The organism is Amorphus sp. 3PC139-8, from assembly GCF_040750475.1.
Lineage (GTDB): Bacteria > Pseudomonadota > Alphaproteobacteria > Rhizobiales > Amorphaceae > Amorphus.
Genome location: NZ_JABJVY010000024.1, coordinates 74689 through 100837, shown reverse-complemented (window position 1 = coordinate 100837; position 26149 = coordinate 74689). Strand labels below are relative to the sequence as shown.

Genomic DNA, 26149 nt, shown 5'->3' with positions numbered 1-26149 from the left:
TTCGTCGACGAGCACAACGACGGCGAGGCGAAGCCCTTCGTCTGGCGTGCCGATCCGGACGCCATCATCGCCGCACGCAGCCGAGGGTTCCAAACGTTGGAATCAATCCACGAGGCAGTCCTGGTGATGCGAAGCAGGGCGCGCAGATCACGCAGCTTCAGTCAGACCACAGAGAGCTCAAGGCGGCGATCGAGACCTGCGCGGCGAAGGGGATGGTCTACGGGCCGTCCGAAGCCGACGCCGATGCGGATGGCTGTCTCTACGCAGAGAGCCCGTGTGGTGATTTGGGAATGCTTTACGCTCCGGAGCATACCGCGGCCGACGGGAACGATTGTGTCGCCGGTCTTGCCATCGATGAGAATGGGATGGCCGTCATGTCAAACGGCATCAAGTTGGGTGATCAGTCTACCTGCGACGGCGATCACGAGGGCGTGTTACGCTACAACCCGGCGGTCAAGACAGTGCTTTTCTGCGACGGCGAGTACTGGCAGGAGATCGGCGCTGCGCCCGAGACGTCGACTACCTTCAACGATGTCACCGATGCCGAGCCGGGACAGACTTACACGACGGGTGAGGCGGCGGTGAGTGGCTTCTTCGGGGAGCGAACAGTCACTGCAAGCAACGGCGCGCTGATCCTGGTCAATGGTGGTTTGCAGGGGGCGAGCGCCAGCGTGTCCGACGGGGACAAAGTTCAATTGAGGCTGACGGCTTCAAACAATTTCAGCACCTCGAAATCAACGACAATGACACTGGGCTCTCTTTCGACGTCTTGGACAGTGACGACAAGGGAGCAGGATACGACGCCAAACAATTTCAATTTCGTAGATCTCACTGGTCAAGAGACAGACGCTATTGTTACATCAAACACGGCAACGGTATCCGGGTTTGACGGGCCGTTGACCGCGACAGTGTCCGGGCAGGGAAGCCCGCAAATTCGGACAGGGAGTGGTAGTTGGGGAACCAGCGCCAGTGTGAGCCCGGGGCAGTCGCTCCGTGTCCGGCTGACCACGTCCGGCAGCGAACTGACGACACGGGTCGCCACTGTGTCGCTGGGTGATGTAGATGCTGACTGGTCAGTACTAACTAAAGCGAGTACTTGCTCCCTTCCTTGGGGCGGGACAATCGCGAACGGGGAGAGCGTGGTCGCATACAGTGGCTGGAGAGAAAACTGCACGGGAGGGGATGGAGTAAATAACTGTTCTTCGCAAATTAGGGTATGCGACAACGGTAATCTCACAGGATCATACAATAAACAATCATGTACAGTACGGTGTTGTCCGTCTGGAAACAGGGTTGGTAGTGCGCAATCGGTGGCGGAAGTAATAGCAGATGTTGCAGCGGGACCTATTATTCTCACGATGATCCACAAGGTTCATCCATATGCTCTGGAACTGGGCAGCCGTATCAAGAATATGTCTGTAATTGAGCGAAATATAAAGCCGCCATTGTTTGTAGTTAAAACGACCGTTTCTATAAGCAGAAATGCTGCACTGCACGGTGTCAGCGTTTCCGCGGCGCTGAATTTTGCCTAAACTGGTTGCAGAACATTTTCGAATTACAATTGGTTTATAAAAGTATTTTTGAGTGCTGATTGGATATGCGCGCGTCTCCAAATCCGACGATCAGAACACCACGGCTCAGGTAGCCGCCCTTCGAGAGGCGGGATGCGAGACGATCTATCAGGAAGCCGCCTCCGGCGGCCGGTGGGATCGGCCGGAGCTCCAGAAGCTCTTGGACTATCTGCGGTCCGGTGACGTGGTCGTTGTTTGGAAGCTGGACCGGCTCTCCCGCTCCCTGCGCGATCTCCTGTTCATCATGGAAAAGCTCGACGCGGCCGGTGCCGGCTTCCGGTCCCTGACGGAGTCGATCGACACGACCTCGCCTGGCGGCCGGATGCTGATGCAGATGCTCGGCTCGTTCGCGGAGTTCGAACGGGAGATGATCCGCGAGCGGACACGCGCCGGCCTTGAACGCGCCCGCAAGGAAGGCAGGGTAGGCGGCCGCCGACCGAAGCTGACCGCCGAACAGCAGCGTGAGGCCGTCGATGCCGTGCGCTCGGGGCGCCGCACCGCCAGTCAGATGGCACGCGTGTTCAACGTGCATCCGGCGACGATTAGCCGGGTAGTGAGGGCCTCTGAGAGGTGCGAATCAATCTAGCTGTTTCAGAGTGTGGCGCGGTAATACAGTCGGTCGAGCCGAGCATATTGAAGAGAAAGAGAGGGGCGAGGGATGACGGTAGTTTGCTGCTGGCTAAATAACTCGTATGGGAAATCGAGGATAACGGCATTGGCCGATAGTCGTGCGACTGCGCGCCTACAGAATGGGAACTATCAGCCTCTCGATGAGGCCACGGTGAAGTTGTTTCGTGTCCGGATCCGGTGTCACAGTCTTGATGAATTTGATGTACACACTGGCAGTTGGTCATCTCCGTACTATGAGACGGAAATTGGAATTGGATATGCTGGTTTCTGCTTTGAAGCGTTGACCGTGATCGCACTTATAACACGTGCCCTTGAAGATTTGGCGGCGACAGAGGGAGGCACGCCCAAGCCCGAACCGGAGGGCATTGCTCGCTTGGTGGTAGCTGTCGTGGATAGGTACTTCAAACAGCACAAAAGAGCTGAAACGCAATCCATTGAACTGTTCTTGTTCGGCTTCTCAGCAATAGATTTGACGCCGTGGCTCTGGAAGATAGTTCATAAGTCAGGAAAGGGCACGACCACAGCCCCCCTTCCCCTAGGGAGCGATGACTTCCATGTCATCGGAAATATTACCACCAGTACAAGTTACATGAAAAAGGTTGTCGAACTGAAGAGCTGGATCAAGAAGCACAAGGAAAAGCTTCGGAAGGGGCAAGGGGAAGACGCCCATTTCGAGCTGCAGCTTGAGAAAGCGCGGCACGAGTCGGCGGACAACAAGGCGGTAGAAGAGGAAACACTGGCACAGATAGAGAGTGAGTTTGCTCAGGGCGTCGGTGGAATCTTGCAGAAAATGGAAGCCTTTGAGGTCGGCGGAAGAACTTCCATCAGCTTTACGCGTGACGACCGGCAACATATTCTCGACGGATTGCCGGCGGCCGGACGGCCGGGTCTTGGCTACGTACCGATCGGTGAGAAAATGGGGCGCGGGTAGAATCTTTGTCCGCGTTCTCTCTGGCTACACCGAAGTCGGTTTCGAACAGACGGCAATCTCAGAATGGCTACGTATCTGCGTCGGCTTCATCGGCCCCAGCGAGGTCGACGGTCTTCTCGGTCGGCTGACTGCCACGTAGGGTTAGTTCAACTGCCTTGTCAGGCGGTCTGAACCATAGCTCACGAATTGCTGCGTCATCGCTCTTGGGCCGGGGGTCGACATCGCGAACGCGGAACGTGGTGGGCAAATTGACGGCGTTGCCGAAAATTAGCGCATGTTGCTTGGGAAGGGATGGTAATCGCCGCAGGACACTCTCTGAGACAAAGGGCGTCATTTGTCGGATGTGAGACAGGTCGTCGGGGTTCTGAATCCGATGCACCAGGAAATTTGAGCACTGTGACAGAACTGTCTTGGATAGCTCACTGGGCCGTTGTGATGCGACCTTGAGAAACATTCCGTACTTTCGACCCTCTTTGGCGATACGTTCAAATGTCTGGCTCGCATCGATTGCGTAACGCGATGGGTGCTCCGCAACATAGCGGTGTGCTTCCTCCAGCACGAGATTGACAGGAAACCTGTTGCGCGGCTCAGCCCGGCGCAAACGATCAAATACGAGTCTGGCAATTACGGCAGAAGCAACCTCGACGACTTCATCAGCAGCTTCGTTCATATCCAGCACAATGATTTGAGCTGACTTGCGAAACGCCTCGCCGTGCCTTTCCAGTCCGAGGAAGCGCTCTACAAAACGGGCCCTGTCACGCTCGATCTCGCTTAAATCCGATGGCGAAACACGCAAGAAGGCAAACTCCTCACGCTCGCTGATCCATTTGAAACGGGTCAGCATCTGTGAGCAGTAATCTCTGATCTGGCGATTGCCGTGCGCTTCCTCATAGAGCAGCGCCAAATCTAGCGCGGCGCCCAGGTCATTAAACTCAAACTCAAGGTTCGCATATCCCGGAAGAGAGGCATCATCTAGGATATAATTATCGAGCAGGTCGGTGAGCCCTTCAGGATCGGCCATCTCACCGAAACTGATCGCGATCTTGTCGCGAACCGCGTCAATATTAAGCTCATCGGTCTGGAATGTGGATAGCACGCCAACAATGCGATCCTTCTTCGCCCCACTTCCGACTTCGCTCTGAAGAATGGCCTGGATGCAGGAACTCAAGATGTGATTACGAAGGTCCCCAAGGCGGCCATCACGATCTGCAGAAAACAGGCTTGTTAAGCCTAGCGCGGTCCTCAATACCGGCTGTTGGGTCCGTTCACTTGCACGCAGCAAAAGTTCCCATTCCTCGACCGACATGAACCAATGCGGCAGCCGAAAAACAGCCGTTTTCTCACATTCATCGAAAGGTTCTCGGGCGCTTGCTTCTGGGTCTTCCGGTAGGTGGAGGTATAGGCGGTTTATGTCTTTAGGAAGCTTCGCAAACGCCCGCCTGTATTCGCCGTTAACGTCGAGGACTATGAATGTGGCGCCACATGCGACAAACGGACTTTTCTTCTCAAAGAGAGATTGAAGGACTGTTGCGACGGTACACGATTTACCGCTGCCCGTGTTTCCGAGCACAGCCACGTGTCCACCAAAATAATCGTCAACCCGGACTTTAATGTCATAGCCTTGGAAGACGACTGAACTGCCTATTGTCAACGCGCGGAACCGGGTTGCCGTGCCATCTCCGTCGCCGTCAGGCGGTTCGGGCACAAGCTCTTCCCACTCAGCCACCTCGAAGATCCGATCAAGCTCTTCATCAAAGGTGTAGAGCGCATCGGAGTACAAGGACGGAAATATCGAGACGCCGAACCGAAATGCGCCATCGCGCTTTTGAGGCAGCATCCCCACGGGGACAAGGTCCAGAAACTTCGCTGATCCGGCCTTATCAAGACCGCCACTGTCTTGCTCTTGCCGAGTACCTATTGGATCTCGCTCTCGCAAACCGACAACCTCGGCAACGACATACTCGGACTGGACGGGGATCATAACGAACGAGCCGAGGCGTGCGACGTAGTGCACATCGTCGAAGCCGACCACGGTGAAGTTATCTGTGTGACTGTGAAGCTCTACGACAAACTTGTCGGCTGCGACGGAAACGACCTTGCCTATCGCCCTGCGGCGATCGTCGGAGCTCATACCTCGTCTCCGTCTGGTTTATCGTCGCTCTTGGATACAAGCCGTTGCAGAACCTTCTCAACAGCTGCATCAACCTTGTTTCCAGGCGGCTCGGGCATGAATTCGGAAATGAAAGTATCGAAATAGTGTGCTCTGCTTGCCGGCGCCGGCCCCGCGCCGCCAATTATCCAGATGCGAGGATCGTCAAGTTCGCGAAGCGTCTGAGCAACGCCCGGAGCGCTTGGTGGAAGGAATGCAATCAAACGAAAGCCGGGTACTGTTAACGCCTGAAAGATGATGTTGTTGATGTGCTCGTCGCCAAAGCCGTAACCGACCGTGAACAGCACGCTTTGATCGCGGACGACCCTACTTTGAAATTCGCGAAATAGATCGGAGTATGGCGAGGCGAAACTTGCGTTCTGTTTTGCTGGGGTCGGATAGATCATGACCCGGCCGGCCATGTCTTCGGATGGTTGTTGCATCTCCCTGATTGGGAATAATCCCGTAGCTTCCTCTACCCAGCTCACTGACCCATGGAGCTTACAAAGGTAAACGAAGTTATCGACGGCAGCCCATTTCCGGCTGGAGATATCGAGTTGCTCCGCAAGTGAGTAGCGGAACGTCGCCGGGTTGAAACGACGCTCAACGGTGCCCGAAAAGCCGTTGCCGTATGGGACGCCGAGACGGTCCATCGCTGTCTCGTTGAACAAGTCATAGTTCGTTGAGAACACCCATGGCCGCGGCAATGACCGGTCGCGGTATACGAGCTTGCGATAGAAGGCCTGGTAAAGGGAAAGTACCGTTTCATCCCCATCTGCAAAGGGTCCCTTCGTGCAGGCCCGCAACACATAGCGGGCTACTTTGGAGATGACGGAGTCTACTGTTTCCTTGGCTGCCGTTAGCTCTGTTTTCGCGCTTTGATGAAGTGCAAACCGGAAGCTGTATAAAACCTCCATAAGTCGTTCGAGATTTGTCGCGTATTCCTCGGCCGTGATGTCCAGTCCGAGCACATCGTTCAGGGTGGAGCGCTCAGCCGCTGTTGCGTAGTGCGGGTCGTCACCCTCTCCGACGGTGTCCACAAAGTGACGGGCCAGGGGTGCCATTGTCGGAATGCCAAGCTGGTTGCCATCCTTCTGGAAGGAAGAGCAACCGGAGCCGAGAAGAAACGCCACATGCCGAGCACTCATGGCGTCGGTGAGGCTCTCACGAACCGTTCCGGCGGCCTCATGCCAGTTGAAGTCTGCTCCTTCTTTGGGGGCGAGTACGTCTGTCGCACCCTTATAGAAAGAAAACTGGTCGTGCTCGCTTGCTGCCGCGTTGGCAGCCTTTGGCGCTTCAGTATCGGTCATAGGCCCTCCGTTTTGCCATGAACTGGCAGTTCGGCGAGCTGGGCAACTGTTTGCGACACACCGTCGTGCAATTGGATGAGATTCTCAGGTTCAGAGGCAAACCAGACGAATGACCCCCATGCCAAAGAGTCCACCACCTTCTTGAATGCAGAATCACTACGATCCAAAAAGGCAGTGGTGAAGACAACGTGCTCTGGCGGAAATCCGGCCTCTTTGGCCAGATCGTTGAGGGCCTTCTTACGCTCTTTGGAAACAGGACCGTCGGTGGCCACGACCTCGATGAAAACGAGAAGCGGATGCTTGGGGCCAAGGTCTGCCAGCACGATGTCCGGTAGGTTCTTTTGAGCCTCAATGTGGAGCCCAATCGACGACGCCAGTTCATCGTCACGGCTGACGACCTTGTTGCGGCTCTCGCTCAAGAAAACGACGGCCGGCGTCTTCAAGAAGCGCGGTGCAAATACCTCGATGACCGCTTTTGAGATGACCGAACTCGGGCCGGGAGCCATACGCCGGGTTTCACCGCTTGGGAACTTGACCAGGACATGCTCGCCGCCGGCCACGGCACCCTTGCGAACCATGGTGATGCGGGCAAGGGCACCGGCTGTCAGGTGTTCCGCTTGCCAGTCGGCGATGGCGTGGTCGAGCGCCTGCCCTTTGAGCTTGGGGTCGAAGAGCGCGGCGAAGTCGCCTGTAAGTGCATAGCGCGGAGCGGGTGACGTGGTTGCGAGGCCTTCACGCTCGACGACCACGCCGTTCGCGATGAAACCGGCGCGGATCGTGTCGTCGCGAATGCTTTCGCGCGTGTTCACGGCGTACCAGCGGCCCGGAATCTCCCCCTTGCTGCTTTTGGTGGATTCCTTTGCCCAGGCTTTGCGCTTGTCGTCGTCCGTTTCATTCGCTTGCGCGTCGGTCATGCGGGTGACCTGATCCGGCCGAAGCCAGTTATCGCTTCCATCGACGGCACCAACGTACAGCATGACGAATACGGTCTTTGCGGCGATCTCCCACGTGCAGTTGGCGCGATTGGGGCTCCCCTCCGGGAAGATCTTCTGCAGACGTTGGTGAATCTCGGCGACGGATGGGAGCGGCGGCAGAGGCATTAGCGTTTTCCTCCGCCATAGAGACGCATCACCGTGCGCTCGATTGTAGATGCCTTGGCGCCTCGGGCGATTAGACGTTCAATTTCGGCTATGCCATCGGGGCCGGGCAGCGGGAGGGCCTCCAACTCGTATGCCGAGACCGCGACGCTGCCATTGATGCACCGGAATAACTGATCCACTACCTGTGTGTTCAAGAGCGCTGCGATCGCCGCCGGCGATACGTCCGGAGTGTCGCCAACAGGGCGGATCATGTTCAGGTGGTTTTCCACGACGACCTGGCCGTGCTGCTCGATGAAGGACGCTGGTAGCTCCGCTGCGATCAGCCGGCGAGATTGCTCCTTGGCCGTGGTCCGCTGCAGCAGGACGCACGGAAAGTCGGTCAGTACCCAGTGCTCCTTGGCCCGCGGCTCGAAATAAGGCTTGTGGTTTCGCTTCTCCGCACGGAACTCGAACGTTCCATCCGAGCGAACGGATTCCGCCCAAATCAAGGGGAATCGACCTTTGCCCGGACGATCCCGCAAGCTCGGCTTGTGGCGGTTCCAGACGAGAGGTCCGGTGCTCACCTTGTAGCCGTAGTCGGCAAGACGATGGGGCATGCCCTCCGCTTTACGGACAAGCGTGCTTTGGCCCACGGTTCGTGGGATAAGCCATGGCTCATCCGGCGACGCAGGAAGACTAAATGAGCCGGCCGCGGTGGCTTGGATATCGCCCTGCGGTGTGGGCGAGATGAAGTGCACTTGCCCGACATCGGCCTTACCGCCGCGACGGTAGGCCGCGAGCAGCGTCTCCTGAAGAACGTCGGCAAAGACACCCTTGCGTTCCGCAATGAAATCGATGCTGGCGGGCGGCGCATCCTGCGCAAGAAGGCGGCGCAAGGCTTTGTAGTATTCTCCGGCGAGGAAGCTCGTTGGCGTCACGTAGGCGATCACGCCTCCTGAACGGGTGAAGCGGAGCGCCAAGTCGGTAAAAACGCCGTAGAGGTTGGCATGCCCAAAGAGGCTGCGCTTGTACCGGTCGCGGAGTGAAAGGGAGAGTGTCACGCGTCCGTAGGGGGGATTGCCTATAACGAGATCAAATCCCGCGTCCTCGGGGACACGCTCCAGGCTATCGCATACGTCTACCACTGCCGGCAGACGCATGTTCGCCGCGCGGCACAGGTCCAACAGCGTTACTTCAAGGAAGACATGCGACATCCATGCTGCGAAGGGGTCGAGTTCAAAGCCCTTCAGCCTGTGGACGATGTTCTTCAGTGCGATCTTCGGACTGCAGTTTTCGAGCCCCTTCGCCATATGCTGGGCAACAGGTGACAGAAACGCTCCACCGCCGCAGGCTGGATCGAGGACGCGCGCAGATTGCCAGTCGACGCCGGCTTCCGTTGCCATCTGAATGAGGCGATCGCAAAGGGCGGGGGGAGTATAGTAGGCGCCGAAGTCGGCTCTCTCGCGACCTGGCATCGTAGCCGTGTACAGGACGCCGATGAGATAGCTGGCTTCCATCACGTCGAGCTCTGCAGCGGCGGCACCCATGCTCTGGGCAAGGGTCTCTACGGATTCCGAGAGCTCGGCGCACTCAACAGAAGACGGGAGGTCATGGATCGGCCAATGGTCAGCAAGGGCTGATTCTTGATGGGCATCCCAGTAAGCGGAGATCGTTAGGTGCGTTACACTACGGGCAAGAGCCAGCCGGTTTTCATCTTCGGCGGAGGCCGCAAGCGCACGGGCCATGACAATCCCATCGTCGAGGATGTCTCGCGCGGCTGAGGGCTGAGGCAGTTCGGTCGTCGACGATGCGACGGTTTGAGACCTCTTTGCCATGTATATGCCCCCTTGCTTAATCGTTGGCGCGGCGCTTCCCGGATGCGAGATCGAGCGGTAGCTGCCGTTCATCCGCGGCGTATCGGTCCAGGAAGTCAATGATTGCCTGCCGCCCCAACCATGCGAGAGAAACCCTGCTGCGCTCTGACAGCCCAACGAGTTCCTGGTACTCTTCCTCCGCGAGGTTGATCGTGACTCGGTGCTTGGCGCCCATCGACGTGTCCCGGTATCATGCCTGCCGCAATCTGCAGCACTCTGCATCTACAGAGACCGATATCGGATTGGCGGTCAATCGGATAACGGAACAAAAATAGAACGATGTGCCAGAAAAGAGCCCCGCCAGCCGGCGGGGCTTCAAGTTTGGTCGGTGTCAGGCAGCCTGGCTCTGGGACTTCGGCGCCATGCGCTGGCCTTCGAGCCATTTATTGAACTCGGCGCGGTCGATGTAGACCCGTCCGCCGATTTTGATGAGCGCCGGGGCCATGCCGTTTTTCTCGGCATGGAAGATCCACCAGCGCAGCTTGCTCTCGGTCACGAACGGCGCCTCCGCCGCAAGCTGCTTGACCGTTCGCAGCTCCTTGTAATCGATCAAGGGCTGAGCCCTCCGTCGTCGATTGACGTCAAAAAGAGCAGGAACAGGTCGAAACTACGCGGAAACGGCGGAAATCTCAATTTCCGGCGGTGCTGAGGCGTTTCAGACGTCTGGCTGATCGCCTTCGCTCGGTCCGAGGTAGCGGGTGTTCATGCGGCCGACCACGTCCTTGACGTGGCTCTCGGACAGGTGAGCGTAGCGGCGCACCATCTGGAGCGTCCGGTGCCCCAGCACTTCCGCAATCTCCACAAGGCTTGCGCCGTTCATGGCGAGATAGCTGGCTGTGCTGTGCCGCAGGTCGTGGAAGCGGAAGTCCGCAAGGTCGGCGGCATCGCGGGCGTTCTCCCAGGCCTTGCGGATGTCGATCGGGCCCTGGCCGTCCCGGCGCGGGAACAGCCATTTGGTCTCCGGCGGCTCGGGCAGCTCCTTGTAGAGCGCCTTGGCATAGGCGATCTGGTCGCGGATCGCTGGGGCGATCTGCGGCACGATATGGGCGGCGCGCGTGTCGCCGTTCTTGGTGTTGCGCAGGATGGCCGTCTCGCGTTTCAGGTTCACGTCGTCGAGCGTGAGGCCGAGTATCTCGCTGCGGCGCGCGCCGGTGCTGATGGCGAGCAGCACCACCGGGTAGAGCTGTGGATTGTCGCTTTCCTGACAGGCTTTGAGCAGCGCCGCCCGCTCATCATCGTCCAGATAGCGGGTGCGCTCGTTCCGGATCTTGGTGATCTTGTTCACCCCGTCGAGCGGGCTGGAGGCCGTCCAGCCCCACTGGATGGCATACTTGAACAGCAGGGCAAGTTCGTCCCGATAGTGCTTCAGCGTCTTCGGGCTCTTCGGCTTTGGTGCCCTCTTGGGTTTGCCGTTTTCGTCGCCGGGCTTGCGCCGGCTGTCGCCGGCGGCGGCAAGCGCGTTCATCTTTTCGCTCACCAGGTCGGGCGTGATGTAGGCGAGGGCATACTCCCCAAGCTCCCGTTCCCAGAAGTTCAGGAAGGAGGCTTCCGCCCGTTTGGTGCTTTCCGCACGATGGATGAAGACTTCTTTACGGAAGCGGTCGATCACGTCCTGGAGGGTCTTGCTGCCGGCCGTGCGGACGACATTCTTGAACTCGCCCTTGCGGATACCGCTTTCCGTATCCTGCGCCCACTGCTTGGCGTCGGTCAGCCGCTTGAAGGTACGGGTTTGGGGCGGGAAGCCCTTCATGCGGACCATGACCCGATAGCTCGGCCCGCTCTTTCCGTTGCGCTTCTGGATGGTCGCCATGATCGCACCTGTGCCAAGCGAGGGGACGGGTGTGCCAGGTCCTCTTTTGGCACATTATTGGCACACTGAAAACCAAAAACCTTCAACAATGACCAAGCGATCTAAGGCAAAATTTCACGCTATATCAGGGTAATGTGTGTTGGTGATGATTGGCGAAGTGTGCCAAATATGGGTTTTCGCTTGGCTCATAACCTGAAGGTCGCAGGTTCAAATCCTGCCCCCGCAACCAATTCGAACAACAAAACCCTGCTAAACCAATTTGTTAGCGAGGTCTTGTTTTCGGCTCACAAACAGCCAAGTTCGACAACTCAATAAAATCAATGGCTTGGATTTTCAGGTTCAAATCGGGCGTCGTGTACCTCGCAACCAACTACATAGGCCCCAGACTCATTCTTATTCGTAGCCAGAAGATGACGGTTGCGGCGTCGAATTGCCAAGTCTGCTCAGGCCTTATGTCTACTGAACCAACTGAGCGGCCAACGGTCGATAGACAGGCCATCGGACGTCGGGGCCGAAGCGTGACACGGCTGGTGCCAACGTCCGACTAGACTGGTGTGTGTTCCGAGTTGCAGGTTCTAAAGGCTGAACAAAACGGCATCGCGATGGAATGTCGATAGTAGTAAACTTGGCCCCACCTCGCTCCACTATCGCCGTGCTCGGGGCGGGATGGTAAAGGGAAACTACAGCGCCAAACCCCGACATCTCACCTCATCTCGAACAGTTCCTGATGGAAACGTTCGTCGGTATCCATTCCCTTGCTGGCGAAATCGGTGCGCAGGCTATTGCCGAAGCCGCCTGGGCCGCAGAACCACAGGCTGGCATTGGGCCAGTCGGGGACGGTCTCGCGGATGCGCTCTCCGCCTAAGAAGCCGTCGCGCGCGTCGATCAGCACATGCAGCCGAACATTCGCGGCGCGAGCATCGGCCGCGAGGCGTTCCAGTGCACCGTCGTCGACCTCCCGCGTCGAATGGAAAAGGTCGATCTCGGGACGGTCGGAGGCGGGTTCGGCAGTGGCCATCTCCTTCAGCCGCGCGATGAACGGCGTGATGCCGATGCCCGCGCCGATCCAGATCTGGCGCGGTAAGCCATCGTCGAAGGTGAAGCAGCCATAGGGGCCCTCGACTGTCACTTCCTGCCCGACTTTCAGCTTCTCGGCGAGTTTCGAGGTGTGGTCGCCCAACTCCTTCGTCACAAAGGTGATCTTCGGATCCTCAGGGTTCCAGGCCGAGGCGATCGTGTAGGGATGCGCGCCTTCGAAACGGTTCGAGGTGACGAAGGCGAACTGTCCGGCTTCGTGACCGGGCCATCCCGCGCCAAGCCGGATCTTGGTCTCCAGAGAGCGCACCCCCGGATAGCGATGCATAGAGGCGATCTCGCCAGGAACCCGTCGACCTCGACCAATGGCCCCAAACAGCGATACCAGCGCGGCATAGCTGCCTGCGAGCAGCAGGAGAGCCAGAACCAGGCCGAGCGGCGTGAACCACATATCGTAGTCGAACAGCACCACCGCATGGAAGACGAGAAGCAGATAGGCCGCCGGCACGACGCGATGGGAATAGCGGAACCAGCGATAGGGGATCAACTTCACCAGTGCGATCACCAGCAGGATCACCACCCCATAGAAGGCCCATTCGCCCAAGCCTTCCGCGGTGCCGCGCAGCGAACCGAGATAGGCGCGCACTGGATCGGTGATCTCTGGGCGTGGCCCGCGTTCCGGACGGGCAATCAGGCCTGCGCCCACCGCCCATTTCGGGGCCTCGGACCAGAGCCAGTGAAAGACCGAGAGCCCCAGTGCTCCGATGCCGAGCCACTTGTGAAGACGGTATATCTTGTCGAGCCCGCCGAGCCGAACCTCCGGCCAGCGCGGCCGCAGCGACAGAACCATCGCCACGCTCATCGCCGCGATGGCAAGTACACCAGTCCATTGCATGAAGAATTCGCGCAAGGCGAATAGGTTCGCTGAAGAGAAGATATCGAGGTTCAGCACAAGCCAGAGCGCGCTGAGCGCAATCCAAAAGCCCCAAAATAATCGTAAGTTCGTCCGCGTCATGATGTGTCCTTTCCCGTTTGCCTGACGGCTTCGTGTGGCGGCGGCTTCACACGAGAAGGCAATTTGATTTATGCAACATCGAATTATACGTGTGCGTTCGGATGTTTCGTCGCTTCATGCTCAATTTCTTTCGTCTAATTCGGATGGTAGTTGTATCTCGGCGCTGAAGCCGCTCGTCGTTCCCGGTACCGGGGAAGCGAGGGCGAGGGCGCTGCCGATCCTCTCGGCGATCTTTGCTACGATCGCCAGACCCAGCCCGCTGCCTGCGACGTTTGCCGAGCCGCGTTCGAAACGATGGGTCAGGCGGTTCAACGCCTCAGGCGGCACGACAGGAGACTCGTTGGTCACCGTCAGACGGCCTCCACCACTCAGAGTGATCCGGATCGGGCTGCCTGGCTGACCGTGGCGCAACGCGTTGTCGATCAGGTTCCGCAGAATGATCCCGAGGGCGTCGGGATCAAGGTCCGATAGAACCGGCAGGTCGGGCAGCGTCAGATCCAGGGACGTTTCGGGTGCCTGCCGAGCCAAGTCCTGGACGATCAGATTTACGAGCGGGCGAAGGTCCGATGGCTGATCGCTACGCAGCCGCCCACCTTCGGCCCGGGCCATCTGCATCAACCGTTCCGAAACCCGGGTCAGCCGCTTCAGCGTTGCTTCGATATCGTCGGCGCGGCCTCTAGCCGCCGGATCTGCGGTCTCTGCCTTCAGTCTCTGTGCCTGGGCGATGGCACCTGCAAGCGGCGTTCTGAGTTCATGCGCGGCATTGGCGGCGAAGCCGCGTTCGGCGTCGAAGGCCGCCTTGAGACGGGTCAACAGATCGTTCAGAGTCTCGGCAATCGGTGCGATCTCAGCCGGAAGGTCTGGCGCCGGCACTGGCGAAAGGTCTCGGGCATTGCGCACCTCCAGTGCACCGCGAAACCGCCGCAGCGGGGCGAGGCTGGTGCGTACGGCGAAGGCGACACCGATCAGCGCGACCGGAATTGCAATCAGCAGTGGCAGGCCCAGCCCCATCAGCAATTCCGACGCTACGGCCGCCCGGTGGTCCAGCGGTTCTGCTACGGTAATGCGGATGCTGCCTTGCAGAGCATCGTCGTTGTAGAGCTTGTGGGTCGCTGTCTGCCGGAAGCCGGGCCCGTCATAGGCAGGAAACACTGTCGGATCGGCGTTATGGGATTGCAGCAGGATGCGGCCTTGATCGTCGCGCACAAGGTAGGTGAAAAATTCGTCATGCGCCCGGATTGCGCCCAGGTGCTGGGTCACGCCCTCATCCTCGCGCCCCACGATCTCCGTCACCGCAAGCGGAAGCAGCCGTTGCGCGGTTTCCTGCAGGGTCGAGTCGAACACCGTGTCCATCTCGCTCCGCAGTACCAGAGCGGTGACCGAGGCTGCAGCGATCCAGAACAGCGTCAGCAACAGCCCGATGCCGAGTGCCAGCCGCATTTGAAGACTGCGCGGCACCCTCATCCCGCGCCCAGCCGGTAGCCCAGCCCTCGCTCGGTCTCGATCACCCCGGCGCCGAGTTTCTTGCGCAGGCGGCTGACATGTACTTCGATCGTGTTGCTCTCCACCTCGTCGCCGAAGGCATAGAGCTTGTCTTCCAGTTGCGCCTTGGACAGCAATTGGCCGGGCCGCTGCAAAAACGCCTCGAATAGTGCCCATTCTCGCGCCGTAAGCTGCACCGGCCGGCCGTCGCACAGGATCGAGCGTGCGGCCAGATCGACCTCCAGCGGACCATGGGTGATGATGGGGTTGGGATTGCCCGAGTAGCGCCGTGCCACGGCACCGATCCGGGCGGACAGTTCGGCCAGATCGAACGGCTTGACCAGATAGTCGTCGGCGCCCGCATTCAACCCCTCGATCCGGTCCGAAACCTGATCGAGTGCTGTGAGGATGATCACCGGGGTGACATCGCCCTTCGTGCGCCGTGCCTTTAGGAAGGGAACGCCGCGCCCGTCGGGCAACATCAGGTCCAGCAGGATCAAATCATATCCGGCTCCGCCCAGCGCATCGGTGGCGGCATCGAGCCGGGTGACCCAGTCGACGGAGTGGCCGTCACTCACCGTTTGGTCGCGCACGGCCGCGCCCAGAACGGTGTCATCCTCGATCAGCAGAATGCGCATATGGTCCCCGGCCTCCATTTCTTTTCTTGATCTCTGTATGAAGCGGCCCCCTGACGCGACACTGACGGGAGCGGCGGAATCTCTTCAGGATCCCGTCAGTTTCATCCCGCATTGAACGATTGAAGATACCCGCAGGACGGAGCTTGGCCCATGAAAAGGATGCTTGCAATTCTGGCGTTTACTACTGTGAGCCTTTCGGCCGGTGGCGCGCTGGCCGAGGATGACTGTTACGTGCCGATGGCGGACTGGCAGCCACGCGCAGCGGTGGCGCAATTGGCCGAGGACAATGGCTGGACCGTACGACGGATCAAGATTGACGACGGCTGTTACGAGATCAGGGGTCAGGATGCCGAGGGCCGTCGGATCGAAGTGAAGGTGCATCCCGCAACGCTAGAGGTGCTTGAGATTGAGTATGAAGATGACAACCACCATCGCAGTGACCACCGCATCGACGACTGACATTCAACGCCCACGCCCACGCCCATGACATTCCTGGTGTCGCCTGGACGCCGCCCCGCCACATGGCGGGGCTTTTCGTATGCGGTGGTCAGAGGCTGCCAGGCTGGCCGTTCCTGACGTCAAGCTGAAGCAGAAACCGCAGCACTGTCAGGAAACTCTCAACTCGCATTCGCACAATGATTATGCCGGCGGCATGGAAATTCGCTTCGCAAAGTAGAGTTCCCAGTCTGTCCGGTAACGAGCAAAGGAGAAGATCATGAAAGCCTTGTTTACTGCTGCCGCTGTCGTGTGCGCCATTGCCACGACGGCTTCCGCAGCCCCTTCCGCAACACCGTACGTTTTAAGTGCCGCTCACGAGGATTTCGTCATGCAACTCGATGATGCCGCCAACGTACCAGGACAAATCGGAACCGCGGCTCGCACCGCGGCTGATCTTCTGCGCCGGCATAACGAGACTGAAGAGGCCGTTGTCTTGCCGCTTCTGGGGCTTGCCGAAACGGCCATGTCGAGCACGATGACCACTTGGCCCGCGCGGGGAACGACGGACCTGCGAGCGCGACTTCCTGGAATCTTGGACGGCCAAGAAGAGGTCGTAATCGCACTGGTCGAGCTTTTCGCCGCGGCGGAAGAACAGGGTCGGCCCGATATTTCGCGCCTCGCGGAGCGGATCGTCTGGCACGAAACCGAAGATGCCGAAATACTCTATCCGGCAGCCGTTCTCGTCAGTTCCGGCATTGAGGCGAACACGGACGAAGCGAGGCCGTCCGACGGTGACAGTGAGGCCGAGGACACCCTTCGGCGGTGATCGGGTCACTTGAATATGGGGGCGGGCAACCGCACGCCCTCATCCGTCTGCGCGTTGTCAGCGGACATGCGGGAAGTTTTCCGCGCCAAGCCACCTGACCGTAGAGCACAGCAATGACTTCGCAAGTTCGGAAGAAGGCCGGCTACCGCAGCCGGCCTTTCGGTTCGTGCGGATATCCGCAGGCATTTCCGATCCCGGTATCCTTCAGCGGAACCTTTCTGTCCCTGACGGCAAACTGAAGCGAAAGCCGCGTCTCTGTCAGGAAAGCCTCAGGTGGTGAGGCCAGATTGCTGCCAACAGACGAAAGGAGACCCTGCCATGAAAAGAACCCTCACCCTTCTTGTTGCCTCGACGGCACTGACAGCGGCCATCGGGTTGCCCGCATGGGGTGCCATGCGCGCAATGACCGACGGCATCACCGGGCCCATCTCGGCGACAGCAGATGCTGAGAGGGAAGCCGTGCCGCTCATGTTCGTCAGCGATGACAACGACGATGACGACGATCGCGAATACCGACGCACGTTCTTCTTCGGCGGTGATGACGATGATGAGGAGGATGACGAAGATGATTGCGACGATGACGATTGCGGCAACTCCGCGCGCAATCCGGCGCCGGCAGGCACTGTATCGCCGCCGCAGAACGGTCTCTTCGGCAGCGGCACGCCGCCGAAAGTTCAGGTGAACTGACGCAGGCCCGACACTCCAGTTTTCCGGAAAAGGAACGATCTCATGAAATCCCTACTGGCCGCTCTCGCGCTCACGACGGCGCTCACGATACCCGGCATTGCCATGGCGCGCCCGGTTACGCTGACAACCACGCTCAACAACTATGGCGGCGACGGTGCCTATCTCGCCCTTTATGTCACCGACCCTTCCGGCGCGTATGCCGGCAGTCTCTGGATGGCGGGCGGCAAATCCAAATACTATGAGCACCTCACCGACTGGTACCGCGCGACAGGCGGCGATCCGGCACAGATCAACGGCATCACCGGCGCCAGCGTCGGAGCCGGGCGGACGCTCGAGATCACTCTGGATCTCGCGGATGCGCTTTTTGATGCCGGTTACACACTGCACGTCGATGCGGCGGTCGAGGACATGCGCGACAGCCCGAACGAGGTGGCCGTGCCGCTTACCTCGGAAGGTGCGGACAATCCGGTGAGCGGGCGCCGCTACGTCGCCAGCTTCGGCTACAGCATGTGATGGAGACGAGGCCATGATCCGTGCCTTTCACCGCTGGCCGGGGCTTTTCGCCCTGGCTCTCGTTACCGTACTGGCGCTTAGCGGCGCGGCGCTTTCCGTTTTTCCGGCGGCGGAGCGCCTTGGTGCGCCACAGGCGGAGAAGGGATTGAGCGTGGCCGAACTCGCCACCCGCATCCAGGCCGCATATCCCGGTGTCGAGCAGATCCGGCGGGGCCCCTCGGGGCGGATCACCGCCTATTGGTTCGATGGTGGCGCGCCCGGCTCAGCTGTGATCGATCCCGCGACGGGCCAGGGTGTGGCTTCCGCCGACCCCAATCAGATCGAGCGCTGGCTCACGAACCTCCACCGCTCGCTTTTCCTCGGAGATGGAGGCCGTATCGCAATGGCGGCGGGGGCCGCGGCGATGCTCGTCCTGTCGTTGTCCGGGACGGCGCTGGTTGCGCGGCGTGCAGGAGGCTGGCGGCACTGGTTCGCGCGGCTGCGCGGGCCGCTGTCGGGCCGGCTGCATGTCGAAATCGCCCGGATCGCGGTGTTCGGCCTTTTCCTGTCGTCAGCCACCGCATTGTGGATGACAGCCTCCACCTTCGATCTGCTGCCCGATGGAAGCGCCGCACCGGCCTTCCCGACTGCGGTGAGCGGTGAGATGGGCGTGGGCCTCGCCGATTTGGCGGTGCTCGGCGACACGCCCGTAGCAGAACTTCGCGAGTTGAGCTTTCCCTATCCCAGCGACGCCACCGATGTCTTCACTCTGAAGACGGACCAAGGCACCGGCTATCTGGATCAGGGCACGGGCGTGCTTCTGAACTGGACCGACATGACCGGGTGGGAGCGCGTCTCGGAAACCATCTACATGCTGCACACGGGCCAGGGCGCCGCAACGCTCGGGCTGGTTTTGGGGATCATGGCGCTCGGCGTTCCCGCGATGGGCGCAACGGGCGCATTGGTCTGGTTGTCTGCGCGGCGCGGACGCCCGCGCATTCGCGGAAACCAGCCGGCCGGTCGGGCCGAGACGATCCTGCTCGTCGGCAGCGAGGGCGGCAGTACCTGGGGCTTCGCCGCAACGCTTCATGCCGCGCTGACCGGTGCTGGACAGAGCGTCCACGTCGCGCCTATGTCCGGTTTCGCGCCCGCGCGTTATGCTCGCGCCGAACGGATCATCGTGCTGGCGGCTACCTATGGCGATGGCGACGCGCCGGCATCGGCCAAGGGTTTCCTCGACCGACTGTCCACGCTCGACCGCGCGCCCGATGCGGCCATGGCCGTGCTCGGTTTCGGCGATCGAAGCTTCCCCGCCTACTGCGCCTTCGCGCAAGACGTCGCTGCGGCGGCCGAGGCGAAGGGCTGGGCGGAACTCTTGCCATTCGACACGATCGACCGCCAGTCGCCGCAGGACTTCGCGCGCTGGGGGCGCGCCCTTGGGGAGGCGCTGGGGATCGATCTGGAACTCGCCCATCAGCCCGTTCCGCCCGCAACCGAGACGCTTACCCTGATCTCCCGCCGCGACTACGGTGCCGAGGTGCAGGCGCCGACCGCGATCCTGCGCTTTGCTCTGCCGCGCGCCACGATCTGGCAGCGGCTGACCGGAACGGGCTTCGCGCGCTTCGCCGCAGGCGACCTGATAGGCATTATGCCCGAGGGATCGCCCGTGCCGCGCCTCTACTCGCTCGCCTCGGCGCGCCGCGACGGATTTGTCGAAATCGTAGTCAGGAAGCATCCGGGGGGCCTCTGCTCCGGTCAACTGACCGCGCTGGCACCCGGCGACACGGTGACCGCTTTCCTGCGCCGCAATCCGGGTTTCCAGCCGGGACGGAGCCGCACGCCGCTCATCCTGATCGGCGCCGGTACGGGTGTCGGGCCGCTGGCGGGATTCGTGCGCGGCAATGCGCGGCGGCGTCCCATCCATCTCTACTTCGGTATGCGCCATCCGGACAGTGATTTCTTCTACGGTGAGGAGATGCCCGTCTGGCAGGAAGACGGTCGCCTTGCCCGGCTCGTCACGGCGGTCTCGCGCGGCGCGCGACCCCACTACGTCCAGGACGCACTGCGCGGCGACACGGCCGAACTCGCCCGGCTGATCCGCGACGGCGCGCGCGTCATGGTCTGCGGTGGGCGCGACATGGCCGCAGGGGTCGCCGACGCGCTGGCCGAGATCCTTGCGCCCGTCGGGCTGACGCCCGCGGTGCTCAAGGCGGAGGGGCGGTATGTCGAAGATGTCTACTGAGCCGGTCCGTCACGCGCTGAACGGCCCGACCATGGGAACGCGATGGTCGGCCCTGTTCTTTGCGCAGACGGGTTTCGATCCGGAGCCGGTCCGCGCCGCGATGCAGGCAGCCGTCGACGAGGTGGACGGGCAGATGTCCACCTGGAATCCCGATAGCGACCTGATGCGCCTCAACGCAGCGCCGGTTGGCGTATGGGTGGCGGCACCGGACCGGCTGAGGGAGGTTCTGCAACTCGGGCTCGAGATCGGGCGCGCCTCGGGCGGAGCCTTCGACATTGGCATGGGCGACGCTGTGACCGCCTGGGGCTTCGGGCCGGAAGCCGCGGCACCGGACCGCATTCACGCTGCGATGACCGCAGGTCGGGTGCCCGCGCACGAGGCGTTCGAAATCGGCGAGACCAGCGTCCGCAAACTTGTGCCCGTCGACATCGATCTGAACGGGATCGCCAAGGGCTACGGCGTTGACCGGCTGGCCAATACACTGCGGTGCCATGGGATCAAGGCTGGCCTTGTCGGGATTGACGGCGAGATGCGTGCGCTTGGGCTTCGGCCAGGTCAGAAAGCATGGACGATTGCGGTAGAGGCTCCGGACTCCGAGCGCCGCGTACCCCATTCCATCCTCACCCTTCAGGACGCAGCCGTGGCCACTTCGGGCGACTATCGCCACTGGGTCGAGGTGCAGGGTCGCCGCCTGTCGCACACCATGGATCCGGGCCGCGGCGCGCCCATGCTCACCTCGCCGGCATCGGTCACCGTCGTTGCACGGAGTTGTGTCGAGGCCGATGCCTGGGCGACCGCGCTCATGGTGCTCGGAGCTGACAGAGGGGCACCACTTGCAAGAAAACACGGGCTCGACGCCCTGTTCCTGCTGCGCGATGATGACGGGAGCACAAGGGGCGTGGGAGTCGGACGACTTTTCTCAGAAGAGCCAGCGGCAATCGCCTCCGCCGGGGAAAGATGAGCCGCATGGAAACCACCCGCACCGATCGCCTAAAGACCGTCATTCTGCTGCTGGCCGTGACCGGTCTAATCGCGGGACTTGCATTCTACTTTGGCGGCCAACCCAACATAGCGAATATCACCTGGATCGCCGGGGTCGTTCCCGCGCTGATCGCGCTCGTAATCGAGATCCTCCGCAGCATCGGCCGCGGCGAGGTCGGGCTGGATATAGTTGCAGCGCTGTCCATGTCTGCGGCGCTCGTCTTCGGCGAGACGCTCGCGGCGGCGGTCGTTGCGGTGATGTATTCCGGTGGCACCTTTCTCGAAGCTTTCGCCGAGGGTCGTGCGCGGCGCGAGATGCACGACCTCCTGTCCCGCGTGCCCAGGACGGCAACCCGACATCGAAATGGCGGGCTGGAGGATGTGCCGCTCGATGAGATCGCCCCCGGCGATCGCCTGCTGATCCGGCAGGGCGACGTCGTGCCGGTGGACGGCACGGTGGCGTCCGAAACGGCCTTCGTCGATACATCGGCGCTTACGGGCGAGTCCCTGCCGGTCCGGCTGGCACGCGGAGCCGAGGCCATGAGCGGTTCGACCAACGCGGGCGAGACCTTCGACCTCTCGGCAACGCGCTCCGCGAAGGACAGTACCTATGCCGGGATTGTCCGGTTGGTCGAGGAGGCGCAGCGCTCGAAGGCGCCAATGTCGCGGTTGGCCGACCGCTGGTCGCTGGGCTTCCTCGCGGTCACGATCAGCATCGCTTTCGCCGCCTGGTCGTTCACCGGCGATCCTATCCGGGCCGTCGCCGTGCTGGTCGTGGCCACGCCCTGTCCGCTGATTCTCGCCGTACCGGTCGCCCTTGTTGCGGGCCTGTCCCGGGCCGCGCATTTCGGCGTGTTGATCAAGGGCGCTGGGCCGCTCGAGACCATGGCCCGCATCCGCACGCTGATCCTCGACAAGACCGGCACGCTGACGGACGGCCGCCCTCAGATCGTCTCGATCGACAGCCACGACGGCATGGGCGAAGACGATATCCTGCGGCTCGCCGCCGCGCTCGACCAGGCTTCGAAGCATCCTGTGGCGCAGGCCATCGTCGCCGCCGCGAAGGCGCGGGGCTTCTCGCTGCCCGTTCCGTCAGAGGTGGCAGAGATCCCGGGCGAAGGCGTCGTGGGCCACGTCGAGGGCCGCAAGGTCATCGTCGGCGGCGACGGCTTCGTGGCGTCCCGCGTTGGACGGCGGCCGGGCGATCATCCAGCCATGGCCGCCGGTTCGGTCCTCGTCGCGGTTGCAGTCGACGGCCATTTGGCGGGGCACCTCATCATGTCAGATCCGCTCCGCGAGGGCGCGGGCGCCATGCTTGACGGGCTGCGCCGTGAAGGCATTTCGCGCATTCTGCTCGCCACCGGCGATCGCGTGGACGTGGCAGAGCGCGTGACCGAGGGCCTCGGTCTCGACGGTCTGCGGGCCGGCCTGACACCCGATCAGAAGGTTCTGCTGGTTCTTACCGAGCGCAAGAACGGGCCTGTCATGATGGTGGGCGACGGGGTAAACGACGCGCCCGCTCTGGCGGCTGCTGATGTGGGGGTCGCCATGGGTGCGCGGGGTGCCGCCGCTTCGGCCGAGGCGGCCGACGTCGTGCTCCTCGTCGACCGGATCGACAGACTTAGTCCGGGAATCGAGATCGCACGGACCTCGCGCCGTATCGCCGCCGAAAGCGTCGTTGCGGGGATCGGTCTCTCCGTTCTCGGTATGATTGCCGCTGCCTACGGCTACCTCACTCCGGTGCAGGGCGCGCTCTTGCAGGAGGTGATCGATGTCGCCGTGATCCTGAACGCCCTGCGTGCCCTGCGCATCGCGCCCAATGAACCTGCAGCATCGAAACCGCAGTCTGTCTCCTCGGGGCAGGCCGACATCCCCGAAGGAGCCACGCCTTGAGCCGCCTCTCGCATTCAGAAATTCACATGGTGCATCGCATCGGCTGGCTACGGGCAGCCGTTCTCGGAGCCAACGACGGTCTCGTCTCAACCTCGAGCCTCGTCGTCGGCGTCGCAGCGGCGGGGTCCGGAAAGCCCGAGGTGTTGATCGCGGGGCTTGCAGGGCTTGTAGCGGGAGCAATGTCCATGGCAGCGGGCGAATACGTCTCAGTCAGTTCGCAGACGGATGCAGAACGGGCGGACATTGCCCGCGAGACCCGCGAACTCGCGGAAACGCCTGAGGCAGAACTCGAGGAACTGACCCGGATCTATGTCGATCGGGGGCTCGACCGCGACCTGGCCGAGAAGGTGGCAGTCCAGTTAACCGAACGCGACGCGCTTGGATCGCACGCGCGCGACGAACTCGGCATCTCCGAGACCGTGACGGCTCGCCCGATCCAGGCAGCGCTGGTTTCGGCGCTCACCTTCGCCATCGGCGCAGTTGTTCCGCTGATCGTCACTCTGTTCGTGCCGGAAAGCAGAATCGCGCTTCTGGTGGCGGCATCGACGATCCTTGGTCTCGCGGTACTCGGTGGACTAGGCGCCTCCGCCGGCGGCGCCGGCGTCATGCGTGGCGCGACGAGGGTCACCCTTTGGGGAGCACTCGCGATGGCCGCGACAGCGGCGGTCGGGGCGCTGTTCGGGGTCACCGTGGGATAGCAGTGCTTGGGTCGCTGGGTGGAGAACGTTGGATCCCAAGCCCTTTCCCTCCACCTATTGAGTGTCCGTATTAGGTCAGCTTACTCAACTTCTTCGCTGAAAAACGGATGGTCCGCCCACGGCCCGAAACACGACATATAATGATCGGTTTACAAAAACGACTCATGGTGCGAGGCCGTCATAAAGGAACAATCAGCGAATGTCGGTATCGGTGGTTGCGCACCCCCGCAACCAAAGATTACGCCGTCAAGTCAGTGACTTGGCGGCGTTTTTCGTGCCCTGCTCAGGCCTCCAAGAACGCGCGCCGGAATCACATCGGAATCATCCGGCCGGAAACTCTAGCGAAGTACCGGCGGCGGAAAAGGCAACGTAAAGCGCTCATGCGGGCGCGCGGCCGGGCCTCAGCGCTCGATCGGCGCCGGCGAGCCGTAGCGCCCCGATGACGTAATTCCGCGATCTCTCCGTCGGATGTTCGACGCTATGGCGTCGCGAGAATCTCGGTGGCGTGAAAGAATGGTCGCCCGCTGTCCCAGGGACAGGTTGTCGGCGGTCTGGTGGCGAGCGTCGAGATAAGCGACCACTCGGGCCTCCGGCACTGTAAGAGGGCGTACCGCTCGGGCGTCTGTCTCATTCAGCACCAGTCGTTCATCGCGGGACGTAGCTCGTGGTGGAAGGCGCCCGAAGCGCCAGAATGCCGTGTCCGTCTGTCCGTCCTGCACTGATTGCGATTTCCGATGCTGCTTGCCGCCCTGACACCGTTGCTTGCTGTCTTCGGGCTCCTGGTGATCCTGCGGCTGCCGGCGGCCACTGCCATGCCAATGAGCCTGGTGCTCACGGCCGGCGTGAGCATCACCGTCTGGAAGGTTCCGGTCCGGCAGGTGCTTGCGGCATCGATCGAGGGCGTCGCCATCGCGGCGTCGATCCTGTGGATCGTGTTCGGCGCCATCCTCCTCTTGAAGGTTCTGACCGAAAGCGGCGCGATGGCGGCGATCCGCAGCGGGTTCACGCGCATCACGCCGGATCCGCGGGCGCAGGTCATTCTGATCGCCTGGCTGTTCGGCGCCTTCCTCGAAGGCGCGGCCGGCTTCGGGACACCGGCGGCGATCACCGCGCCCCTCTTGGTGGCGCTGGGCTTCACGCCGATGGCGGCCGTCGTCCTCGCCCTGATCGCGGACAGCAGCCCCGTCTCCTTCGGCGCCATCGGCACGCCGGTCGTGGTCGGTCTCGCCCAGGGCCTGCAGGAGGGCAGCGACCTCGCGCCGGCCGTGGTCGCTGCACTCGGCGACGTGCCCGCGGCCGACTTCCTTCAGGGCGCCGCCGTGCAAGCGGTCATGATCGACCTGTTCGTCGGAACGACGATACCGCTGATCATGGTCGTCGTGCTCACCCGCTTCTTCGACCCCGGGCGGAACTGGCGGGACGGTTTGCGCGCCTGGCGCTTCGCTCTGTTCGCCGGCCTCGCCTTCACCGTGCCGGCCCTGGGTGTCGCGGTTCTGCTCGGGCCCGAATTCCCCTCGCTGATCGGCGCCCTCGTCGGTTTGGCGCTGGTGACCCCGGTGGCGCGCAAGGGATGGCTGCTGCCCCGGGACGGCCTGTCACAGGGCAAGGGCGAACAGGTGAGCGGCCCGCCGGTCCCTGCGGCAATGCCGCTTGCCCGCGCCTGGACGCCATATCTGCTGCTGGCGGCGCTGCTGGTGGCGACGCGCCTGGACGTCCTGCCGCTGAAGGGATGGCTGCAGGCGGTCACGATATCCGCCACGGGCATCCTGGGAACCGACATCGGCGTCTCCGTCGCGCCGCTCTATCTTCCCGGAGCCGGCTTCGTCGCCGTCGCCTTGGCCGCGATCGTGTTCTTCCGGATGGGTGCCGGCCAAGCGGGCAGCGCCCTGCGCGACGCCGGCCGCGTCCTCATCGGCAGCGCCTTGGCGCTGGGCGCGGCCGTGCCCATGGTGCGCGTCTTCATCCAGTCGGGGGTGAACGACGCGGGCCTTGCCAGCATGCCGATGGAGCTCGCGATCGTCGCCGCCGATTCCGTCGGCGGCGCCTGGCCGCTGGTGGCCCCCCTGGTCGGCGCCATGGGCGCCTTTCTGTCGGGCAGCGCCACCTTCAGCAACATGATGTTCGCGTTGCTCCAGTTCAGCGCCGCCGACAGGGCTGGACTCTCGGAGACGACGGTGCTGGCCGCACAGATGCTCGGGGCGAACGCGGGCAACATGGTGTCGGTGGTCAATGTCGTCGCCGCGGCCGCCGTCGTCGGCTTGCTCCGCCAGGAGGGCGCCATCATCCGTTTCACGCTCCTGCCGATGCTCTATTACACCACCGCGGCCGGGCTGCTGGCGCTTGCATTCGTGGCGGCCTCGTAAGCCAT

22 protein-coding genes are annotated in these 26149 nt (G+C 61.7%); 12 read left to right on the top strand and 10 right to left on the bottom strand.

Annotation, left to right across the window (positions count from 1 at the left end):
* The 3 genes from HNS03_RS19885 to HNS03_RS19875 form a co-directional block, all read left to right on the top strand.
* Positions 1–1532, top strand: a 1532-nt coding sequence (locus HNS03_RS19885; protein ID WP_367197794.1) for a hypothetical protein, incomplete at its 5' end; no start/stop codon positions are given.
* 52 nt (positions 1533–1584) lie between these two features.
* Positions 1585–2157 carry a recombinase family protein gene (locus tag HNS03_RS19880; protein WP_367197791.1) on the top strand — a complete coding sequence of 191 codons (573 nt, stop codon included), beginning with the start codon at positions 1585–1587 and terminating at the stop codon, positions 2155–2157.
* Between the two features lie 129 nt (positions 2158–2286).
* Positions 2287–3132 (top strand): hypothetical protein, encoded by an 846-nt coding sequence (locus tag HNS03_RS19875; protein ID WP_367197790.1) that lies wholly within the window; start codon positions 2287–2289, stop codon positions 3130–3132.
* Between the two features lie 67 nt (positions 3133–3199).
* Here the strand turns inward: HNS03_RS19875 and HNS03_RS19870 are convergent, their stop codons facing one another.
* The 10 genes from HNS03_RS19870 to HNS03_RS19825 all read right to left on the bottom strand — a co-directional run bounded on the left by HNS03_RS19870 (position 3200) and on the right by HNS03_RS19825 (position 15524).
* Positions 3200–5263 carry an ATP-binding protein gene (locus HNS03_RS19870; RefSeq protein ID WP_367197789.1) on the bottom strand — a complete coding sequence of 688 codons (2064 nt, stop codon included), beginning with the start codon at positions 5261–5263 and terminating at the stop codon, positions 3200–3202.
* Positions 5260–6591, bottom strand: coding sequence for an SIR2 family protein (locus HNS03_RS19865; protein WP_367197788.1), 1332 nt, complete (start codon positions 6589–6591; stop codon positions 5260–5262). The genes HNS03_RS19870 and HNS03_RS19865 overlap by 4 nt, the downstream gene beginning before the upstream one ends.
* Entirely contained in the window at positions 6588–7691 is a 1104-nt protein-coding gene (locus tag HNS03_RS19860; protein WP_367197787.1) for a BsuBI/PstI family type II restriction endonuclease, read from the bottom strand. Before HNS03_RS19860 ends, HNS03_RS19865 begins: the two co-directional genes overlap by 4 nt.
* The gene (locus tag HNS03_RS19855; RefSeq protein ID WP_367197786.1) at positions 7691–9577 is read right to left on the bottom strand and encodes a class I SAM-dependent DNA methyltransferase; all 1887 of its coding nucleotides are present in this window, start codon (positions 9575–9577) and stop codon (positions 7691–7693) included. The genes HNS03_RS19860 and HNS03_RS19855 overlap by 1 nt, the downstream gene beginning before the upstream one ends.
* Positions 9522–9719 (bottom strand): ribbon-helix-helix domain-containing protein, encoded by a 198-nt coding sequence (locus HNS03_RS19850; protein WP_367197785.1) that lies wholly within the window; start codon positions 9717–9719, stop codon positions 9522–9524. The genes HNS03_RS19855 and HNS03_RS19850 overlap by 56 nt, the downstream gene beginning before the upstream one ends.
* Positions 9720–9875: 156 nt before the next feature.
* Positions 9876–10097, bottom strand: coding sequence for a DNA-binding protein (locus HNS03_RS19845; RefSeq protein ID WP_367197784.1), 222 nt, complete (start codon positions 10095–10097; stop codon positions 9876–9878).
* A gap of 102 nt (positions 10098–10199) precedes the next feature.
* Positions 10200–11354 (bottom strand): tyrosine-type recombinase/integrase, encoded by a 1155-nt coding sequence (locus tag HNS03_RS19840; protein WP_367197783.1) that lies wholly within the window; start codon positions 11352–11354, stop codon positions 10200–10202.
* A 703-nt stretch (positions 11355–12057) separates the two neighbouring features.
* Entirely contained in the window at positions 12058–13404 is a 1347-nt protein-coding gene (locus HNS03_RS19835) for a ferric reductase-like transmembrane domain-containing protein (RefSeq protein WP_367197782.1), read from the bottom strand.
* Positions 13405–13524: 120 nt separating this feature from the next.
* Positions 13525–14844 carry an ATP-binding protein gene (locus HNS03_RS19830; protein WP_367197781.1) on the bottom strand — a complete coding sequence of 440 codons (1320 nt, stop codon included), beginning with the start codon at positions 14842–14844 and terminating at the stop codon, positions 13525–13527.
* Positions 14845–14864: 20 nt separating this feature from the next.
* Entirely contained in the window at positions 14865–15524 is a 660-nt protein-coding gene (locus HNS03_RS19825; protein WP_367197780.1) for a response regulator transcription factor, read from the bottom strand.
* A gap of 150 nt (positions 15525–15674) precedes the next feature.
* Between HNS03_RS19825 and HNS03_RS19820 the strand changes: the two genes are divergently transcribed.
* The 9 genes from HNS03_RS19820 to HNS03_RS19780 all read left to right on the top strand — a co-directional run bounded on the left by HNS03_RS19820 (position 15675) and on the right by HNS03_RS19780 (position 26144).
* The gene (locus HNS03_RS19820) at positions 15675–15983 is read left to right on the top strand and encodes a PepSY domain-containing protein (protein WP_367197779.1); all 309 of its coding nucleotides are present in this window, start codon (positions 15675–15677) and stop codon (positions 15981–15983) included.
* Between the two features lie 256 nt (positions 15984–16239).
* Positions 16240–16788 carry a hypothetical protein gene (locus tag HNS03_RS19815; RefSeq protein ID WP_367197778.1) on the top strand — a complete coding sequence of 183 codons (549 nt, stop codon included), beginning with the start codon at positions 16240–16242 and terminating at the stop codon, positions 16786–16788.
* Positions 16789–17106: 318 nt separating this feature from the next.
* Positions 17107–17475: a hypothetical protein gene (locus HNS03_RS19810; protein ID WP_367197777.1), complete on the top strand. Its 369-nt coding sequence runs from the start codon at positions 17107–17109 to the stop codon at positions 17473–17475.
* 42 nt (positions 17476–17517) lie between these two features.
* Positions 17518–17988 carry a DUF2271 domain-containing protein gene (locus HNS03_RS19805; protein WP_367197776.1) on the top strand — a complete coding sequence of 157 codons (471 nt, stop codon included), beginning with the start codon at positions 17518–17520 and terminating at the stop codon, positions 17986–17988.
* 13 nt (positions 17989–18001) lie between these two features.
* Positions 18002–20209, top strand: coding sequence for a PepSY domain-containing protein (locus HNS03_RS19800; protein WP_367197775.1), 2208 nt, complete (start codon positions 18002–18004; stop codon positions 20207–20209).
* Entirely contained in the window at positions 20190–21170 is a 981-nt protein-coding gene (locus tag HNS03_RS19795) for an FAD:protein FMN transferase (protein WP_367197774.1), read from the top strand. The genes HNS03_RS19800 and HNS03_RS19795 overlap by 20 nt, the downstream gene beginning before the upstream one ends.
* A 5-nt stretch (positions 21171–21175) precedes the next feature.
* Positions 21176–23083 (top strand): heavy metal translocating P-type ATPase, encoded by a 1908-nt coding sequence (locus tag HNS03_RS19790; protein WP_367197773.1) that lies wholly within the window; start codon positions 21176–21178, stop codon positions 23081–23083.
* The gene (locus tag HNS03_RS19785; RefSeq protein ID WP_257762496.1) at positions 23080–23781 is read left to right on the top strand and encodes a VIT family protein; all 702 of its coding nucleotides are present in this window, start codon (positions 23080–23082) and stop codon (positions 23779–23781) included. Before HNS03_RS19790 ends, HNS03_RS19785 begins: the two co-directional genes overlap by 4 nt.
* 734 nt (positions 23782–24515) lie before the next feature.
* Positions 24516–26144 carry an L-lactate permease gene (locus HNS03_RS19780; protein WP_367197772.1) on the top strand — a complete coding sequence of 543 codons (1629 nt, stop codon included), beginning with the start codon at positions 24516–24518 and terminating at the stop codon, positions 26142–26144.
* Positions 26145–26149 lie beyond the last annotated feature (5 nt).

Excerpts from the sequence above, each read along its gene's own strand:
- HNS03_RS19870 (WP_367197789.1), bottom strand. The coding sequence starts at position 5,263 with ATGAGCTCCGACGATCGCCGCAGGGCGATAGGCAAGGTCGTTTCCGTC.
- HNS03_RS19865 (WP_367197788.1), bottom strand. The coding sequence starts at position 6,591 with ATGACCGATACTGAAGCGCCAAAGGCTGCCAACGCGGCAGCAAGCGAG.
- HNS03_RS19860 (WP_367197787.1), bottom strand. The coding sequence starts at position 7,691 with ATGCCTCTGCCGCCGCTCCCATCCGTCGCCGAGATTCACCAACGTCTG.
- HNS03_RS19855 (WP_367197786.1), bottom strand. The coding sequence starts at position 9,577 with ATGAACGGCAGCTACCGCTCGATCTCGCATCCGGGAAGCGCCGCGCCA.
- HNS03_RS19850 (WP_367197785.1), bottom strand. The coding sequence starts at position 9,719 with ATGGGCGCCAAGCACCGAGTCACGATCAACCTCGCGGAGGAAGAGTAC.
- HNS03_RS19840 (WP_367197783.1), bottom strand. The coding sequence starts at position 11,354 with ATGGCGACCATCCAGAAGCGCAACGGAAAGAGCGGGCCGAGCTATCGG.
- HNS03_RS19835 (WP_367197782.1), bottom strand. The coding sequence starts at position 13,404 with ATGACGCGGACGAACTTACGATTATTTTGGGGCTTTTGGATTGCGCTC.
- HNS03_RS19830 (WP_367197781.1), bottom strand. The coding sequence starts at position 14,844 with ATGCGGCTGGCACTCGGCATCGGGCTGTTGCTGACGCTGTTCTGGATC.
- HNS03_RS19825 (WP_367197780.1), bottom strand. The coding sequence starts at position 15,524 with ATGCGCATTCTGCTGATCGAGGATGACACCGTTCTGGGCGCGGCCGTG.
- HNS03_RS19820 (WP_367197779.1), top strand. The coding sequence starts at position 15,675 with ATGAAAAGGATGCTTGCAATTCTGGCGTTTACTACTGTGAGCCTTTCG.
- HNS03_RS19815 (WP_367197778.1), top strand. The coding sequence starts at position 16,240 with ATGAAAGCCTTGTTTACTGCTGCCGCTGTCGTGTGCGCCATTGCCACG.
- HNS03_RS19810 (WP_367197777.1), top strand. The coding sequence starts at position 17,107 with ATGAAAAGAACCCTCACCCTTCTTGTTGCCTCGACGGCACTGACAGCG.
- HNS03_RS19805 (WP_367197776.1), top strand. The coding sequence starts at position 17,518 with ATGAAATCCCTACTGGCCGCTCTCGCGCTCACGACGGCGCTCACGATA.
- HNS03_RS19800 (WP_367197775.1), top strand. The coding sequence starts at position 18,002 with ATGATCCGTGCCTTTCACCGCTGGCCGGGGCTTTTCGCCCTGGCTCTC.
- HNS03_RS19795 (WP_367197774.1), top strand. The coding sequence starts at position 20,190 with ATGTCGAAGATGTCTACTGAGCCGGTCCGTCACGCGCTGAACGGCCCG.
- HNS03_RS19790 (WP_367197773.1), top strand. The coding sequence starts at position 21,176 with ATGGAAACCACCCGCACCGATCGCCTAAAGACCGTCATTCTGCTGCTG.
- HNS03_RS19780 (WP_367197772.1), top strand. The coding sequence starts at position 24,516 with ATGCTGCTTGCCGCCCTGACACCGTTGCTTGCTGTCTTCGGGCTCCTG.